Here is a 16,761-nt window from a genome sequence, read left to right as displayed (position 1 = left end):
TGACAAAAGCAACTTTTGTCACACCTCTTTTATATTGTTTTAAATTGAATTTTTGCGCCCAAATAAATGATTAAAACGCAATCGCATTGATTTAGTCATTGGTTCAGACGCTTCTTTAATTGCACAGTATTTATCTACCATAGTAACGATATAACTTTCTTTATACTTCGGTGGTGCAATTGTTGCGCCCCACATATGTTTTAAAATGATATCTTTTTCTAGGGGAGATAATTCGGTAATTTTTTCTGCATTTTTAATTGCAATTCTTGGGTGCATATAGGCATGGGAACCTTCATCAAATTTCGTCGTGCGCCAATCATAATAAAACAAGTCATGTAAAAGACCTGCTCTCGCCGTTGCTTTAGCATTTGCGCCCCATTTTTTTGCTAATTTATAGCTGTAATAAGAAACACTTATAGAATGTTCTAAACGTGTCGAATTGACGTGTTGTTTATATTGGCTCAACTTTTGGACTTCAGGTGTTGCCAGTAAATCTGCGACATAAGACATATATTCAGAATCTTTGCGCCAGTTTTCAGTCATGTATTAAATAGCCACCTTTAGCTTATCTTTTTTCGTACAAGTGTAAGTATAGCACCTTTTTTAAACTTTTAAAGAAAGCGACCTCAAGCTTAACAGTTCTTTAAAATATTTCAGTTATTACAATTTGAAATGATAAAGTAAAATTCCTGCGGCTACGCCTACATTTAAAGATTCTGCTTGGCCAAAGATAGGAATATATAAATTTTGGTCAGTTATTTGTAGCAACTCTTTGGCCACACCTTGGCCTTCATTGCCCACTAAAATAGCCACATCGCCTTTTGGAACTGTGTGAAAAGGTTTAGCCTCTTTATTTAATTCTGTGCCATAGATTAGCACCGCTAATTTTTTTAATTCGTCAATTGCAGTCGTCAAACTCATAGTAATTACCGGCAAATGAAAGTTGCTTCCCTGCATACTTCTTAAAACTTTAGTACTATATATATCTGCACTACCTTCCCCTAGAATAACACCAGTATAACCTGCAGCATCTGCCGTACGGATAATTGTCCCCACATTACCGGGATCTTGGACACGATCTAATAAAATCCAAGCTCCTTTTTGTAAAGCGGTTTGCTGTTGTCTTTTAGTAACAACAGCAATGATTCCTTGGGGTGTCGGTTGATCTGAGAGCTCTTTTAAAATACTGTCTGTCACTAAATAGCTGTTATTAGGATAAGCTGCTAAAAAAGAGGCACCCTCTTTTTGACCTCTCTCATTAACTAAAATCGTTTGAATCTCTGCACCGCTTTTGTGGGCTTCTTCCACTAAATGGAATCCTTCTAATAAATATTGTTGTTGTTGATCGCGATATTTTTTTTGATGCAATTTTTTTAATGACTTAACCAGTGGATTTTTATTGGATTGAATTTCTTTCATGGTTTCACCTCGTCTTATTATACCATTTTCAGCAGATTGCTTGTGAGAAGTCAGCAAAAAAGCTATCATGAAATTATGATAAAAAAGAGGTGATTGTGATGCGCAAAGTAAGAATGAATGTTCAAGGACGCGTACAAGGGGTCGGTTTTCGTTATACGACTAAAATGTTAGCAGACCAATTAGGAATTCACGGTGCTGTTTGGAATGAAGCAGACGGATCTGTTGGGATTGAGGCAACTGGTTCCACTGAAGCGATGGCAAAATTCATTGAAGGTGTAAAAGCTTCCCCCTCACCTGCCGGACATGTCACATATCTTGATTTGACCGATGATCCAATGATTAAAAATCGCGATAGTTTTGAAGTAACTTTTGGTCATTAGCGGCTTAGCCGCTTTTTTATTTAGCTTACTTTTTTATTTGAGCCAAATAAAGACTTACTTATAAGTAGTTGTTTTTTCTTATCTTTTTAAACGACTTAAGCAACGCTAATTCTTGAATATTTTGTGAAGCACGTTTACAGTTTCTTATTTTTCTAGTATGATTACTTTTGTGTAAATTTACAAAGTAAAGGACGAAGCAAATGACAAAATTAAAAAACTGGCTATTAGCATCTGGTCTAGTGGGAATCATGCTTACACTATCGGGCTGTGTTTCGATGGATAAAAATGGCAATCCTGATAAAAGTGGCATCGTATATCGAATTTTAGTCGAACCGCTAGGAGGCTTTTTACAATATCTAGCTAAAGACTTCAATTGGGGCTATGGTTTAGCGATTATCATGGTGACAGTTATTGTGCGTATTATTTTATTACCACTCGGAATTCACCAATCAAAACAAACAATGGTCCAATCAGAAAAAATGCAATTTTTAAAACCACAAATCGATCAAGCGCAAGCAAAACTAAAAGCAGCGACTTCTCCTGAAGAACAAATGAAAGCCCAACAAGAAATGCAAGCTGTTTACAAAGAAAATGGTGTCAGCATGTTTGGTGGCATGGGTTGTTTGCCGTTACTGATTCAAATGCCTATTTTCTCTGCATTGTATTATACTGCTCGTTTTACTCCCGGTATTCAAAGTGCAACGTTTTTAGGAATTAACTTAGGCGAATCAAATATCGTACTCGTTGTAATTGCTGGGTTATTTTATCTTATTCAAGGTTTTATTTCACAAATTGGTGTGCCAGAAGAACAAAAGAAAACGATGCGCTCAATGTTGATTGTTTCACCATTGATGATTGTTTTTATGTCTATGAGTGCTCCTGCTGGTGTGACGTTATACTGGGTAGTCGGTGGTCTCATTAGCTGTCTACAAACCTTTATTACAAACGTCATTATGAAACCGCGTATTAAAGCTCAAGTTCAAGCAGAAATGAAAAAAAATCCACCAAAAACCGTTGTCACTCCGCCTAAAAAAGATGTGACACCAAAAGAAATAAAAACAAATGTAGCCGATTATACAAAGAAAAATAAAAATCGTAATGCCGGTAAACAAGGTCGAAACGCCGGTAAACAAAAACGTAAATAAGCTGCTATCTAAAAGACTGTGACATAAAAATTGTTACGGTCTTTTTATTTTGTACGTAAAAAGTAATCTCTAAAAATCAGCCCATAGGCCAACTTTTAGAGATTACTTCAGATTATATTATTACATTTCTAATTATTCTTCGTGATTAACGCATCTAAGCTGGCCAATGCCAATGCCATTTTGGCGATTTTATTTAATTGCGTCAAACGATTGCGGCGCACTTTTTCATCTTCTACCATGACCATTGTTTGATCAAAGTAGTTTTCAATTAGCGGTCGTAAAGCTGTCAGACCCTCGTAATTTTCTGCCATTGTTTGGCGAGCAAATCGATTTTCTAAATCCGTCACTGCATCAAAGAGCGCTTTTTCAGCGTCGTTATCAAACAGTTCTGGCTTAACATTTGCGTCTTCTACCTCAGCTTTTTTAGCTAAATTAATAACCCGCGTTAAAGCTTCCATCGATGGTTTAAAATCTGGATCGTTTAAATGTTGACGTAGAATTTGAGCCGCAGAAAAGAGGGCACTTAAGTTGGTTTGTTCGGCATTAATAACAGCATCAATTACATCGTGACGGAGATTTTTCGTCGTTAGGAACTGTTTTAAACGTGCTTTTACAAAATTAACTACTTCGGTTTGACCGCTATTTAATTTAAGACCATAACGTTTTTCATCTTGGCCGATGACTTCGCTAATTTTTGCTTGCAACTCCACTAATGGGAAGGCCCAATGTCTGTTTTCAATAATTCTTACAATCCCATAAGTTTGACGGCGCAATGCGTAAGGATCATTTGAGCCACTTGGAATCATTCCGACAGCAAAGAAAGAAAGTAAGCTATCTAACTTATCTGCAATTGCTAAAACAGCGCCAATATCTGATTTGGGTAGTTCACCTTCACTAGAAATTGGTAAATAATGTTCACGTATAGCTTGGGCAACGCTTGGTTTTTCACCTTGTAATAAAGCATATTTTTCTCCCATGATACCTTGTAATTCAGGGAATTCTCCCACCATGTTGGTGACCAAATCAAATTTATAAATTTCTGCTGCGCGGGCTAAATCCTCCAATTGTTCGCTTGTTAAACCAACTGTCTCTCCAACAATTTGCGCGATTTCAGCAACTCGCTGCATTTTTTCATAAATGCTACCAATTTTTTCATGGAAAGTTACTTGTTTTAGTTTTTCCACACAAGCATCGATTGTCAATTTTTGATCTTCTTTGTAGAAAAATTCGGCATCTTCTAAACGAGCAGTTAAAACTTTTTCATTTCCTTTTACTACATTGTCTAGTTTAACTGCATTCCCATTACGAGCAGAAATAAAATGAGGCAACAACAAACCAGCACTATTCCGAACATCAAAATAACGTTGATGTTCTTTCATAGAAGTAACTAAAACTTCTTCTGGTACTGACAAAAAGCGTTCTTCAAAATCACCTACAAAAGCAGTTGGATACTCCACTAAATTATTGACTTCTTCTAAAAGATCTTCATCAAGTTCAACTTTCCAGTCATTTTTAGTAGTTAATTCATCAATTTGGGCGACAATCATTTCTTTTCGTTTTAATGGATCAGCAATGACAAATTGTTCTTGTAACTTTGCTTCATATTCTTGAGCATTTTCCAAGACTGCATCATCACCTAAGAAACGATGTCCTCTAGTAGTATTACCAGTTTTAACATCTAAAATTGAAAATGGAACAACTTCTTCGCCTAATAAAGCGACAACCCAATGAATTGGTCGAATATATTCAAAATCATATTTATTCCAATGCATCGTAACTGGAAAAGTGAGACTAGTAATCACATCTTTTAAACCAGATAATACTTTTATTGCAGGTTTTCCTTTAGCATATTTGGTCACATAAACATATTCTACCCCTTTTAACTCTCTAAAAGTGATCGCATCTGTTGTTACACCTTGCCCTCTTACAAAACCTTCTGCCGCTTTTGACCAATTGCCTTCACTATCCAAAGCAATTTTCTTAGCCGGACCTTTTACTTCTTCTTCGGTATCGGCTTGTTTTTCAGCTACTTCACTAACCAGCACAGCCAAGCGCCGCGGCGTACTGAAAGACTTAATGGAAGAAAAAGCTAATTTTTCGGTCGCTAAAAATTCACTAACTTTTTGCTCTAATTGTTGCATACTCTTTGTTACTACATGAGCAGGCATCTCTTCTAAACCAATCTCCAATAATAAATCTTTTGCCATCTTAGTTTTCCTCCTTCAATAATTTTGCCGCTTCTTCAGGAGCTAGCAGTGGATAGCCCAACTTCGCCCGTTCAGCCACGAAAATCTTAGCAACGGCTTTAGCCATATTCCGAATGCGGGCTAAATATCCAGCTCTTTCAGTAACAGAAACAGCGCCTCTTGCATCTAATAAATTAAAGGTATGGCTACATTTCAAAATATAATCATAAGCTGGATGAACTAAATCTTGATCGATACAGCGTTTGGCTTCTTTTTCAAAGCGATCAAAATTTCCTAATAATAGTTCTTGATCACTAACTTCAAAAGAATATTTGGAATGTTCATATTCTGGTTGACGGAAGATTTCACCATATTTGACGCCATCTGCCCACTCTAAATCATAAACACTTTCAACTTCTTGAATATAAGAAGCTAAACGTTCCAAACCGTAAGTAATTTCTGAAGTAACAGGTTTACAAGGTAAGCCGCCGACTTGTTGGAAATAGGTAAATTGTGTAATTTCCATACCATCTAACCAAACTTCCCAACCAAGACCAGCACAACCCATTGAAGGATTCTCCCAGTTATCTTCTACAAAGCGGATATCGTGTTCTAAAGGATCAATACCTAATAATTTCAAACTTTCCAAATAAAGTTCTTGAATGTTTTCTGGTGATGGCTTCATTACCACTTGAAATTGATGGTGTTGGTATAAACGGTTCGGATTTTCCCCGTAACGTCCATCGGCAGGACGACGAGAAGGTTCAACATAAGCCGCATTCCAAGGTTCAGGTCCAATCGCACGTAAAAAAGTATACGGACTCATGGTACCGGCACCTTTTTCAGTATCATAGGCTTGCATTAACATACAGCCATTACCAGACCAAAATTGTTGTAGCGTCAAAATAATATTTTGCACAGTCATTTTTTTACTCATTTTATTTCCTCCTACTTTTTACACTTATTACTTCTACTGCTTTATGTTTTAGACTTAGATGCGATTACAATGCGTTTACAACTGGATAAAACTCAACTGGATTTCCCGGTATTAAATGCACTTCTACTACCATATCATCAGTCAAAAAAGCTAAGTCATAGAGCATTTGACTTGGTTCAGTTCTAAACTCTTCCACCAATTGCCCACTATCATTTTTTACAATCACATTTAATGGTACGCTAGCTAAAATCTTCAATTTTTTTTCTTTAAACTCACTGGCATTAATTTCCATATCAAATTGCATTTTTATCCTCCTTAAAAGAATTGTTAACAGGTTTTAAAATAGGAAATAAAAAAGCCCTGCATAGATTTTCATCTATGCAGGGACGAATACTTCGCGGTTCCACCCTGCTTCCGATTGCTCGGCAGCTTTAAAATATTTAACTGAATACTCCCAAGTTGCCCCCAAATAAGTTACTGTCTGTGGCTTCCACTTTCCCACAGTCGCTTTTCAGTTTCTTATTTTTCGTCTTGTTCAACGTATTAACCTTTGTTTATCATAGCTGTTTAACCTGACATTTGTCAATTAAAAAAATTAAAATAAACCGGTAATGTTCCCTTCAGCATCGACATCAATATTTTCTGCCGCCGGTTTTTTCGGCAAGCCTGGCATTGTCATAATATTTCCTGTCAGTGCGACAATAAAGCCCGCTCCTGCTGATACTTTGACAGAACGAATCGTGATTGTAAAATCCGTTGGTGCTCCTAAGAGATTCGGATTATCACTAAAAGAATATTGTGTTTTAGCCATACAAATCGGATAGTTACTAAAACCAAGTTCCGTTAATTTCGCTAATTCGCGTTTGGCTACTGGCGTAAATTCTACTCCACTAGCACCGTATATTTTTTTAGCGATTGTTTCAATTTTTGCTACCAATGAAAGATCGGCCTCATAGGCAAATGATAGCTTACTTTTTGTTTCTGCTAATGCCACTACTTTTTCAGCTAGCTCAATCCCGCCTGCGCCACCTTTACTCCAAACATTTGAAAGTACAACTGTAACACCACGTTTTTGACAAGCTTCTTTAACTGCCGCCAATTCTTCTTTAGTATCACCGGGAAATTGGTTAATACATACCACCACAGGTAAACCAAAATTATCTTTTAAATTGTGTAAATGACGCTCCAAATTGGGTAAACCCGCAATAACCGCTGCAACATTTTCTGTTGCCAACTCATTTTTGGCTACACCACCATGCATTTTTAGTGCCCGAATCGTGGCCACTAATACGGCTGCGTCTGGCTTTAAATCCGCTAGACGACATTTAATATCCACGAATTTTTCAGCACCTAAATCCGCCCCAAAGCCAGCTTCTGTCACTGCATAATCAGCGTATTGTAATGCCATTTTTGTCGCCTGAACACTATTACAGCCATGAGCGATATTAGCAAATGGCCCACCGTGAATAAAAGCAGGTGTTTGCTCTAAAGTTTGAACTAGATTTGGTTTGATCGCATCTTTTAATAATGCCGTCATTGCACCGGCTGCTTTTAGATCACCACAAGTAATCGGCTCACCAGTAAAGGAATAAGCAACAATAATTTTTTCTAAGCGATTTTTTAAATCAGCTAAATCGGCCGCTAAACATAATATCGCCATAATTTCTGAAGCGACAGTAATTTCAAAACTATCTTCGCGGGGTACGCCATTTAAACGGCCTTGGAGACCATCCACAATGTGGCGCAATTGACGATCATTCATATCCACGACGCGCTTCCAAGTAATTTGGCGACTATCTATTCCTAAAGCATTGCCTTGATGAATATGATTATCCAACATTGCGGCTAGTAAATTATTGGCGGCACTAATTGCATGAAAATCACCCGTAAAATGTAAATTAATATCTTCCATTGGTACTACTTGCGCATAACCGCCCCCAGCAGCTCCGCCTTTGATTCCAAAAACAGGTCCTAATGAAGGCTCTCTTAGGGCAATCGCTGCTTTTTTACCAATTTGTCCTAATGCATCAGCTAATCCGACAGCAGTGGTAGTTTTCCCTTCACCGGCTGGAGTAGGACTAATTGCAGTCACTAAAATTAATTTCCCATTTTGTTTTTTTTCAGTACTGGGTTTAATCTTAGCTTTATAATTACCATATAGTTCTAAATCAGTAGCAGGTATCCCTAATTTTTCGGCAATTTTCGTAATATTTTCCATTTCTACTTGTTGTGCAATTTCAATATCTGATAACGTCAAGTCTTTCTCCCCTTTGGTTGCATGGTTAGTAATAATCAATTTAATCATCTTTATTTTACTTTATTTTTCTAAAAAAATCTCCAATATACGACTAATTATTTTAAAAAGCACATCTATTGTTCGTGAAAACGCACAAAAAAAATATCCCAATTCTATTGCCTAATCTCATCTTTACTTTGTTTAAAAGCAAATTTTTGAGAAGTTACAATATTATTCGGATATTTACTAATTTTTTAGCAGCGTTTTAATTATCTGGTTTCATTAAATCTTGCCACTTGTGCATATCATCAATAAATTTTTTGCTTTTCAAATGAATTCCCACATACTCATCATAAAGTTGATCGATTACGCGCCGAATTTCTTTTTTTACTACTGATTTTACTTTAATCGTTTTTACTTTGGTCAAATCGACTTGATTAAATAAACGGATAAAATGCATCGCATTAGGATCTGCATGGTAGCGATGTTCATCTAAGGAAAAATGATTTTCACACAAAACGCCACCATATTTAGAAGAATAATCAAAACGGCCAGTCGTTTTACCACAAATAACGCAATGATCAAAGATTGGCGCAACACCAAACCGTTGTAAAATCTGGACTTCAAAAATATTAGTAATGATTTCAGCATCATAACCGTCGTTGATTAAATTTAGACACAAAGATAAAAATTGGTACAAATGCGGATCATAAACCTTATCTTCAATCGCAGCATCTGCCAAATTCAACAAATAGGTACTATATCCGGCTAAAAAAATATCTTGTTGAATCGTCGTTAGCGGTTTGACGTCTTTGGCACCATTTAAAAAGGACAATCCGTCTGCTTTTAAATTCATAATAAAAGTTGCTTCAGTGAAATTTTGCAAAACAGAAGTCAGTGGATTGTTCTTTTTATGAATACCTTTTACATAAAACATTTGTTTACCGGCAGATTCAGTAAATATTTTTACTAATTTATCTTTTTCCTTATAATCCCGCGAAAATAAAATCAATCCGCGACTTTCAGCTAACTGCATGGAAAAACCCCTTAGTAATCATCCGGACGGTAACCATAATCTTGTAAATATGTTTTTTTATCCCGCCAATCTTTTTGGACTTTAACCCACAATTCCAAGAAGACTTTATCCCCTAATAATTGTTCGATGTCCCGACGCGCCTTGGTGCCAATGTCTTTTAGCATTTTGCCACCTTTACCGATGATAATGCCTTTTTGACTATTCCGTTCGACGATGATTGTCGCTTGAATATGAACTTTATCATTTTCGTTTCGTTTCATACTATCGACTACAACCGCCACTGAATGTGGTACTTCGTCTCTAGTCAATAGCAATACTTTTTCTCTAACCAACTCCGAAACAATAAAATATTCGGGATGATCTGTAATTTGATCATCTGGGAAATATTGTGGACCGGCGGGCATTTGTTCAATTAAGGTCTTCATTAATGTATCAAAGTTATTACCTTCTGTAGCGGAAATTGGGACAACTTCTGCAAAATCCATTTGACTTGTGTAATCTTCAATAATCCCCAATAAATCATCAGGATGAACTTTATCAATTTTATTAATGACTAAAAAGACTGGTGTTTTACTAGTCTTTAAACGTTCCATGATAAAATCATCACCACGACCCCGCTTTTCATCAGCACTAATCATAAATAAAACCGCGTCGACTTCTTTTAATGCACTATAAGCCGTTTCTACCATGAAATCCCCTAAACGATGTTTTGGTTTATGAATCCCAGGTGTATCAATAAAAATAATTTGCGCCTCAGAAGTAGTATAAACACCTTGAATTTTATTGCGGGTTGTTTGGGCTTTATCACTCATAATCGCAATTTTTTGTCCGACAATCCGGTTTAATAAAGTTGATTTACCAACATTTGGGCGCCCCACAATGGCGACAAACCCTGATTTATGTTCTGTCATATTTTTCCTCATTTCTTTTAAAACAATAGTTGCCATATTTTAGGTACAAATAAAATCAAACCAATAATTACAGCAAAAAATGATGTTAATAACACCGCTCCTGCTGCCATATCTTTAATTTTTTTACCGATGGGATGAAAGTGAAAATCGGTGAACATATCCACCACATTTTCAAAAACAGTATTAATAATCTCTACAATCCAGACTAAAAAGACAGCTAATAGTAGCCATAACCATTCAAAACGACTTAACTGAAAAATAAAGCCCGCCAAAAGTGCCAGTATGCCAAAAAAGACGTGTTTACGCATATTACGTTCTTCTTTAAAAACCGTTTGAATTCCAGTTAAGGCAAATTCAACTGAAGTAATGAAATATTTGTTTTTATGTGTATTCTTATCTTTTAAGTCCATAAGCATCCAAAATTTCCTTTTGTAATCCAAACATTTCTTTTTCATCTTCTGGTGTCATATGATCATAACCATTAATATGCAAAAAACCGTGTAGTGCTAAAAAACCTAATTCCCGCTCAAAACTATGGCCATATTCTTTGGCTTGTTCTTTGGTCTTATCCAGTGAAATCATTAAATCTCCCAATTCACGGGGTAAAGGATTCTCCCCGTCGGCGAAGATGACCGGAATTTCCCCATCACCTTCTTCTTCTAACGCAAAGCTGATTACATCAGTAGGGCGATCTTTGCCACGATAATCACGATTAATTACTTGAATTGCGTCATTATCCATAAAAGTTACCGACATCTCGGTTTCCTTTGGTAGTTTTAAATAATCTGCCGCAAACTGTAATAAGTCTTCTACTTCTTGTATTTTGTCAGGAGCTAAAGAATTAGTTTCATCCATAAAGGTAATATCCATTATTTATCGCTTCTTTCTTGTTCTTCTTTCATTTTCTCGGCTTCAGACTTCATTTTAGGATATTTAATCCGCGAATGAAACGTACTGCATAAGCCATTTACCAATGAGTCTTCAATAATCCGAATTTCTTTTAAGGTCAATCCACTATCATCTAATTGTCCGTCTAAAATACGATCAACAATTAAATTATGAACAAATTGACGAATCTTTTCATTAGTAGGATGATCCATTGCCCGCACTGCCGCTTCACAACTATCGGCAATATTCACTATTCCTGCTTCTTTTGTTTGAGGTCTTGGTCCGGGATAACGAAATTCTGCCTCTGTTATTTCAGGATTACGTTCTTTGGCTTTGGCATAAAAGTATTTCATTAAGGTAGTACCGTGATGTTGATAACAAATATCAATCACTAGTTTGGGCATTTTGTATTCTTCTAAAATTTTTGCCCCGTCGGTGACATGACCAAAAATAATTTGTTTACTATCTTCTGGTAATAAGAAATTATGAGGGTTTTCTGCCCCTGCTGGTAAATTTTCAACAAAGAAGTTTGCGTGTTTCAATTTGCCGATATCATGATAATAACAAGCAACACGAGTTAAAAGGGAATGTCCCCCAATTAAAGCTACTGCATTGGCAGATAAGTTCGCTACCATCATACTATGATGATAAGTTCCCGGCGCTTCTTCTAATAGTTTTTTCAATAGTGGATGATTTGGATTACTAAGTTCATTCAAAACAATCACACTATTATCAGTGATTAGTAATTCTATATATTGGTGTAATCCCATGGTAAGTAAAAAAGATAAAACCGTTCCGGCTAAACCACAAACAATGGTTGTCCAAGTTCGACTATCTGTAACCGTCAACCCTTGAAAAACTACTAAAACTAAATTAAGTAAAAAAGGAAAAACGATAATCCACATGACCGCCGTAAATCCTTGTTTAGAGATACGTTCTCTTCTAACAATAGTTCCCATTAACCCTGAGAATAAATACGTAATTAAAATAATTGTCAACGAGTTTGTTCCTAAAGCATCATAATAACAAAAAACAGCAAATACCACTTGGAATATAGCTGCGATAATTCCAGCTCTGCGATTCACAAAAATATTTAACACCAGCGGAACAAAAGCAGCTGGGAAAAATAACGGGATATAAGGCAGTAATTCCGTTTGAAAAACTTGAAAAAATTTCATTAACGCAATACTACCAATCATCGCTAGCGTATAAAAGGTTAAAAATTCTTGACGTTTACTTTTCTCTTGATACTGGTGAGCAAAATAAAGTAAGACCAAAATTTGAACTAAGATGCCAGAAATCATCGCACCGATTGGGAAAAAAGAAGTATTTTGACTCGTTAAACCTAATAACTTTAACTTTTCAATGGCACTAGCATCAATTTGTGAACCCTCGCGGACGATTACTTCCCCTTGAAATATCATAACAGGTGCTACACTAGCACGAGCCTGCTCTTTTAGTTCTTCAGTTTTTTTATCATTGGGAAAATCATTTACTACAATGGCGGTATTTAATAAATCAATCATCGCTTCTTTTGAGATAGCTGGAATAGCAAGACTATTCACCTGATTTTCAGCACTTTCCTTAAAAGTCGCAAGATTTGATTCCCGCACTTGGTTTTTCATTTGTTCAGCTAAAATATTTAAGCTATTGTCTTTTACAGTATTTAATGCGGCACTATTCAATGTAAAAGCGGCTTCGTAAAAAGAATTAGGAATTTCTTGATAGAACTGGACATCTTCATCATTCACTTTTTCAAATGATTTTTTTAAGGCAGCAATATAATCATCGGTTGTAATAGCTGGAATTTCTTTGTCTTTTGCTTCTTGTTGACGTTTTTCATGATCTTCATCGACACTTTTTTTCACATCAGAAATCATCGTAAAAATCGTTTCAACTCGACTATGCTGCGTTTCAACAATATCTTCTTGATACGTATATTCAGGCACAACCGCTTCTGCTGCTAACTGACGTTTTTGATCGGTAGCTGCCTTATTTTCAACGGTCTTATTCGCCCGAATACTTTCACTTGCTACTTGACCTTCATGATAGTCGACACTTTTTTGTTTAACGCTTGTAAATAAAATACCAAAACAGCTAACAAAAAAAATGACTAAAATAAGCGGGACATAAAAACGTCCTAAACGTTCGCGTAATTTTCTTAACGGCTCAATAATCAAATTATTTCCCCCTAATTTTCCTAAGCACCATTACTCTTTTTTCAGATTCGCTTTGTCATAAGCTTCAATAATTTTAGCCACTACAGGATGTCGAACCACATCGCTTGCTTCAAAATTGACAAAAGCAATTTGCGGGATGTTACTTAAAGTTCTTTCTGCGTGAACTAGCCCACTAACTACACCTTTAGGCAGGTCAATTTGACTTGTGTCACCATTGACAATCATTTTGGAATTATAACCTAAACGTGTAAGAAACATTTTCATCTGCATAATCGTTGTATTTTGGGCTTCATCTAAAATGACAAAAGCGTCTTCTAATGTACGTCCGCGCATATAAGCTAGCGGTGCGATTTCAATAATCCCTCGATCCATTAACCGATTAGTATGTTCGACACCAAAAATTTGATACAATGCATCATAAACTGGTCGAAGATAAGGGTCAACCTTTTCTTTTAAATCTCCTGGTAAAAAACCTAGATTTTCACCAGCTTCTACTGCTGGGCGAGTTAAGATAATTTTTTGTACTTGCCCTTTTTTTAAAGCGGCGATTGCTAAAACGACAGCTAAAAAAGTTTTACCAGTACCGGCAGGTCCAATCCCAAAAACAACATCATGCTTTTTCACTGCATCTAAATAGCGTTTTTGACCCCGATTTTTAACACGAATTGCTTTTCCATTACGATCTTTGACAATTTCTTCTTCATATAAAGCTAAAAAGGCATTTGTCCCTTGGCTTGGAATTGCTTTTAATGCTTGCGCTACATCAGGGGTGCTAATATGTACACCACGTTTGATTAATTCTTGTAACGCACTAATAACTTGTTGCGCTATTGCAACAGACTCTATTTGACCTTCAATCATAATCGTTTCCCCACGACTACTAATAATGACGTGCAGATTTTCTTCGATCAATTTTAAATGTTTATCGTGTGCGCCTAATAATAGACTAATATCATCGTCTGCGCTAAGTTTTAATTCCAAAACTTTTTTATCTTCTGTCAAAAAGTTACATCTCCTTGTCGATTCCTTTTTTCCCACTTTAATTAGGTAAGTTTTCTGTTTTATCATACCACATTCAAAACTTAAAAGAAAAAAAATCGCAGACAAAAGTCTGCGATTAAATAACTATTTATTCAGTAACTCTTTGACGATGGCATTTACCTTGTTACCATCAGCTTTTCCTTTTACTAAAGGCATAACCGCACCCATTACTTTACCAAACTCACTTGGTGAAGCGGCACCAGTTTTGCTGATCACATCTGTTACAATCTGGCGAATTTCTTCATCAGAAAGTTGTGCTGGTAAATACTTTTCAACGACTTTGATTTCCGCTTTTACTTGCGTTGCCAAATCGTCTCGTCCTGCTTTTTCAAATTCAGTTAAAGAATCACGGCGTTGCTTCATCTCCCGTGATAATACGGTCAATTCTTCATCGTCAGTTAATTCTGCACCTTTTTTGATTTGTTCGTTTTGCAACGATGCCTTCAACATGCGAATCACCTGCAAAGACTCTTTATCCTTAGCTTTCATCGCTGTCTTCATATCATCGTTCAAAGTACTTAGTAGTGACACACTACCAGCTCCAATCATACTGCAAACTAGAATTTTTTACGTTTTCTAGCAGCTTCAGATTTTTTCTTACGTTTCACACTTGGTTTTTCATAAAATTCCCGTTTACGAGATTCTTGAAGAGTCCCAGCTTTTGAAACGGAACGTTTGAAGCGACGAAGAGCGTCGTCAAGAGATTCATTTTTACGAACCACTGTTTTTGACATGTAAATTCCCTCCCTCCGAGCTTAAAAAGTAACCGTTTTTGTTAATCGAAACATTTTCAAAAAACAACACTGTCCTTTAAAAATTATAGCTAAGTAATAAAATAGTGTCAAGCGTATGGGGCAAAGAAAAAAATCTTTTTCACGAAAATGTTTGCGAAAAAAAAGAAAAAATAACTACTGACAGTCCGCACATCGCCCTAATATCTCAAACCGGTGCCCTTCAATTGTACACCCGGGAAGCTGTCCTTTAAAAAAGTCCATTGGACAAAGATCTAATTCTTGCGTTTTACCACAAACTGTACAAATAAAATGATGATGGTGATGATTTTTATCTTGACAACAGTGGAAACGAAATTTCATTTCGCCATTTAAATCGGTCTCTTCTAATAAACCAATTTCTGAAAAATCATGGAGATTACGATAAATGGTATCAAAACTAATACTACCAAATTCGCCTTCCATATACTCTTGAACTTCTTTAGCTGCGACATAACGATTTTTTGTCGCTAAAAAAGTTAACAGCTTTTCTCTTTTATTGGTTTTTTTAAAACCATGCTCTTTTAAAGTTACCATTGCTTGGTCAATTTTTGTCATTTCTCTTTTCACAAGCAAAGACCTCCTAACGCATTTAGTTGCTATTGTAAGGTAGTATTTTATCACTACACCATAAATCATAATGATTACGAATTAGTTCCACTTCGATATGGTATAATAAATTACAACAAATTACAAGCGAGGGAAAAAAATGAGTAATGCTGCTGAAGAAATCTTAACAATTTTTGTCATTTCCGATTCTGCCGGAGAAACAGCTACCAAATTAGCACAAGCTACTATGGCCCAATATCCTACTGTGGAATTCAATTTATTTCGTAAGACCTTTATGAGTGATAAGGCTATCTTATTAAAAGCCTTAAAAGAAGCAAAAAAACTAAATGCCATGATTTTATATACCATGATTAATGAGGAATTAGTACAATTGATTCGTGATTTTTGTCAAGAAAGTGATCTATTTGGCTTTGACGTTTTGACAGCACCAGTGTTAGAAATCGAAAAAAGAAGTGGTGTTGCTCCAACCCGTGAACCAGGAGCGTTACACCACTTAAACAAAAACTATTTTAAACGTATTGAAGCAATGGAGTTTGCGGTAAAATATGATGATGGCAAAGATCCCCGTGGCTTTTTAGAAGCAGATGTAGTCCTTTTAGGGGTTTCTAGAACTTCAAAAACACCATTAAGCCTCTTTTTAGCCAATAAAAATTTGAAAGTAGCCAATTTGCCACTTGTCCCGCAAGCACACATTCCAAAACAGTTGTGGGAAGTGGATAAGAAAAAAATTGTCGGCTTAACAAATGATCCCAATGTTTTAAACGGTATTCGCAAAGAGCGGATGATTGCTTATGGCTTAAATCCGGATACCGCTTATTCTGATATTGATAAAATTCGTGCAGAATTAGAATTTGCGAATGATTTATATGAAAAATTAGGTTGCGTTGTAATTAACGTTGCATCTCTTTCTATTGAAGAAACTGCTTCGATGATTATGAACGCCTTAGATTTAGAAGATCACAGTTACTACACCACAGAAAATGATTAAAAAAGACGCAAAGGAAAAATTGCAGTTGTCACCCCTTTTAAGGGTAACAACTGCAATTTTTGATTGAGTCTTCT

General features: G+C 36.1%; 18 protein-coding genes. 3 read left to right on the top strand and 15 right to left on the bottom strand.

Features of this window, described 5'->3' with window-relative positions:
• Nucleotides 1-39: 39 nt before the first annotated feature.
• Together IGI65_RS06925 and IGI65_RS06920 are read right to left on the bottom strand one after the other, a co-directional pair.
• Nucleotides 40-543 carry an HD domain-containing protein gene (locus tag IGI65_RS06925; protein ID WP_071863707.1) on the bottom strand — a complete coding sequence of 168 codons (504 nt, stop codon included), beginning with the start codon at nt 541-543 and terminating at the stop codon, nt 40-42.
• Nucleotides 544-660: 117 nt separating this feature from the next.
• Nucleotides 661-1,419: a TrmH family RNA methyltransferase gene (locus tag IGI65_RS06920; RefSeq protein WP_438773664.1), complete on the bottom strand. Its 759-nt coding sequence runs from the start codon at nt 1,417-1,419 to the stop codon at nt 661-663.
• A 98-nt stretch (nt 1,420-1,517) separates the two neighbouring features.
• Here IGI65_RS06920 and IGI65_RS06915 point away from each other — a divergent pair, with 98 nt between their 5' ends.
• On the top strand, nt 1,518-1,799 hold the full coding sequence (locus IGI65_RS06915; protein ID WP_071863705.1) for an acylphosphatase: 282 nt from the start codon (nt 1,518-1,520) through the stop codon (nt 1,797-1,799).
• A 200-nt stretch (nt 1,800-1,999) separates the two neighbouring features.
• Nucleotides 2,000-2,944, top strand: a complete 945-nt coding sequence (yidC, locus tag IGI65_RS06910; RefSeq protein WP_071863704.1) for a membrane protein insertase YidC — start codon at nt 2,000-2,002, stop codon at nt 2,942-2,944.
• A gap of 128 nt (nt 2,945-3,072) precedes the next feature.
• On the opposite strand, the gene glyS is transcribed toward yidC, so the two are convergent.
• The 13 genes from glyS to IGI65_RS06845 form a co-directional block, all read right to left on the bottom strand.
• Complete coding sequence (gene glyS / locus IGI65_RS06905) at nt 3,073-5,151, bottom strand: glycine--tRNA ligase subunit beta (RefSeq protein WP_438773663.1); 2,079 nt, start codon at nt 5,149-5,151, stop codon at nt 3,073-3,075.
• Between the two features lies 1 nt (nt 5,152).
• Complete coding sequence (gene glyQ, locus IGI65_RS06900) at nt 5,153-6,067, bottom strand: glycine--tRNA ligase subunit alpha (RefSeq protein WP_071863702.1); 915 nt, start codon at nt 6,065-6,067, stop codon at nt 5,153-5,155.
• Nucleotides 6,068-6,131: 64 nt separating this feature from the next.
• Entirely contained in the window at nt 6,132-6,371 is a 240-nt protein-coding gene (locus tag IGI65_RS06895) for a hypothetical protein (protein ID WP_438773662.1), read from the bottom strand.
• A gap of 291 nt (nt 6,372-6,662) precedes the next feature.
• Nucleotides 6,663-8,324 (bottom strand): formate--tetrahydrofolate ligase, encoded by a 1,662-nt coding sequence (locus tag IGI65_RS06890; protein ID WP_438774419.1) that lies wholly within the window; start codon nt 8,322-8,324, stop codon nt 6,663-6,665.
• A 244-nt stretch (nt 8,325-8,568) separates the two neighbouring features.
• Nucleotides 8,569-9,339 (bottom strand): DNA repair protein RecO, encoded by a 771-nt coding sequence (gene recO, locus IGI65_RS06885; protein WP_071863700.1) that lies wholly within the window; start codon nt 9,337-9,339, stop codon nt 8,569-8,571.
• A gap of 11 nt (nt 9,340-9,350) precedes the next feature.
• Nucleotides 9,351-10,250 carry a GTPase Era gene (era, locus tag IGI65_RS06880; protein ID WP_071863699.1) on the bottom strand — a complete coding sequence of 300 codons (900 nt, stop codon included), beginning with the start codon at nt 10,248-10,250 and terminating at the stop codon, nt 9,351-9,353.
• Between the two features lie 17 nt (nt 10,251-10,267).
• A complete protein-coding gene (locus IGI65_RS06875; RefSeq protein WP_211269887.1) occupies nt 10,268-10,660 on the bottom strand; it encodes a diacylglycerol kinase family protein in 393 nt (130 codons plus the stop codon).
• Complete coding sequence (gene ybeY, locus IGI65_RS06870; protein WP_071863697.1) at nt 10,644-11,120, bottom strand: rRNA maturation RNase YbeY; 477 nt, start codon at nt 11,118-11,120, stop codon at nt 10,644-10,646. Before ybeY ends, IGI65_RS06875 begins: the two co-directional genes overlap by 17 nt.
• Nucleotides 11,120-13,318, bottom strand: coding sequence for an HD family phosphohydrolase (locus IGI65_RS06865; protein ID WP_438773661.1), 2,199 nt, complete (start codon nt 13,316-13,318; stop codon nt 11,120-11,122). The genes ybeY and IGI65_RS06865 overlap by 1 nt, the downstream gene beginning before the upstream one ends.
• A 30-nt stretch (nt 13,319-13,348) precedes the next feature.
• On the bottom strand, nt 13,349-14,320 hold the full coding sequence (locus IGI65_RS06860) for a PhoH family protein (protein WP_438773660.1): 972 nt from the start codon (nt 14,318-14,320) through the stop codon (nt 13,349-13,351).
• 123 nt (nt 14,321-14,443) lie between these two features.
• On the bottom strand, nt 14,444-14,890 hold the full coding sequence (locus IGI65_RS06855; RefSeq protein WP_438773659.1) for a GatB/YqeY domain-containing protein: 447 nt from the start codon (nt 14,888-14,890) through the stop codon (nt 14,444-14,446).
• 26 nt (nt 14,891-14,916) lie between these two features.
• Nucleotides 14,917-15,093, bottom strand: a complete 177-nt coding sequence (gene rpsU / locus IGI65_RS06850; RefSeq protein WP_002356740.1) for a 30S ribosomal protein S21 — start codon at nt 15,091-15,093, stop codon at nt 14,917-14,919.
• Between the two features lie 174 nt (nt 15,094-15,267).
• Nucleotides 15,268-15,687 (bottom strand): Fur family transcriptional regulator, encoded by a 420-nt coding sequence (locus IGI65_RS06845; RefSeq protein ID WP_071863780.1) that lies wholly within the window; start codon nt 15,685-15,687, stop codon nt 15,268-15,270.
• 151 nt (nt 15,688-15,838) lie between these two features.
• Here IGI65_RS06845 and IGI65_RS06840 point away from each other — a divergent pair, with 151 nt between their 5' ends.
• Nucleotides 15,839-16,687, top strand: coding sequence for a pyruvate, water dikinase regulatory protein (locus tag IGI65_RS06840; RefSeq protein WP_095006856.1), 849 nt, complete (start codon nt 15,839-15,841; stop codon nt 16,685-16,687).
• Nucleotides 16,688-16,761 lie beyond the last annotated feature (74 nt).

It is taken from the genome of Enterococcus sp. DIV0755b (assembly GCF_051713765.1).
Lineage (GTDB): Bacteria > Bacillota > Bacilli > Lactobacillales > Enterococcaceae > Enterococcus_C > Enterococcus_C canintestini.
The sequence above is the reverse complement of the archived record's forward strand: the minus strand, read 5'-3'. Positions and strand labels throughout refer to the sequence as shown.

Bases quoted from the DNA above. Each gene is read 5' to 3' on its own strand.
- IGI65_RS06925 (WP_071863707.1), bottom strand. From the start codon at position 543: ATGACTGAAAACTGGCGCAAAGATTCTGAATATATGTCTTATGTCGCA.
- IGI65_RS06920 (WP_438773664.1), bottom strand. From the start codon at position 1,419: ATGAAAGAAATTCAATCCAATAAAAATCCACTGGTTAAGTCATTAAAA.
- IGI65_RS06915 (WP_071863705.1), top strand. From the start codon at position 1,518: ATGCGCAAAGTAAGAATGAATGTTCAAGGACGCGTACAAGGGGTCGGT.
- yidC (WP_071863704.1), top strand. From the start codon at position 2,000: ATGACAAAATTAAAAAACTGGCTATTAGCATCTGGTCTAGTGGGAATC.
- glyS (WP_438773663.1), bottom strand. From the start codon at position 5,151: ATGGCAAAAGATTTATTATTGGAGATTGGTTTAGAAGAGATGCCTGCT.
- glyQ (WP_071863702.1), bottom strand. From the start codon at position 6,067: ATGAGTAAAAAAATGACTGTGCAAAATATTATTTTGACGCTACAACAA.
- IGI65_RS06895 (WP_438773662.1), bottom strand. From the start codon at position 6,371: ATGCAATTTGATATGGAAATTAATGCCAGTGAGTTTAAAGAAAAAAAA.
- recO (WP_071863700.1), bottom strand. From the start codon at position 9,339: ATGCAGTTAGCTGAAAGTCGCGGATTGATTTTATTTTCGCGGGATTAT.
- era (WP_071863699.1), bottom strand. From the start codon at position 10,250: ATGACAGAACATAAATCAGGGTTTGTCGCCATTGTGGGGCGCCCAAAT.
- IGI65_RS06875 (WP_211269887.1), bottom strand. From the start codon at position 10,660: ATGGACTTAAAAGATAAGAATACACATAAAAACAAATATTTCATTACT.
- ybeY (WP_071863697.1), bottom strand. From the start codon at position 11,120: ATGGATATTACCTTTATGGATGAAACTAATTCTTTAGCTCCTGACAAA.
- rpsU (WP_002356740.1), bottom strand. From the start codon at position 15,093: ATGTCAAAAACAGTGGTTCGTAAAAATGAATCTCTTGACGACGCTCTT.
- IGI65_RS06845 (WP_071863780.1), bottom strand. From the start codon at position 15,687: ATGACAAAAATTGACCAAGCAATGGTAACTTTAAAAGAGCATGGTTTT.
- IGI65_RS06840 (WP_095006856.1), top strand. From the start codon at position 15,839: ATGAGTAATGCTGCTGAAGAAATCTTAACAATTTTTGTCATTTCCGAT.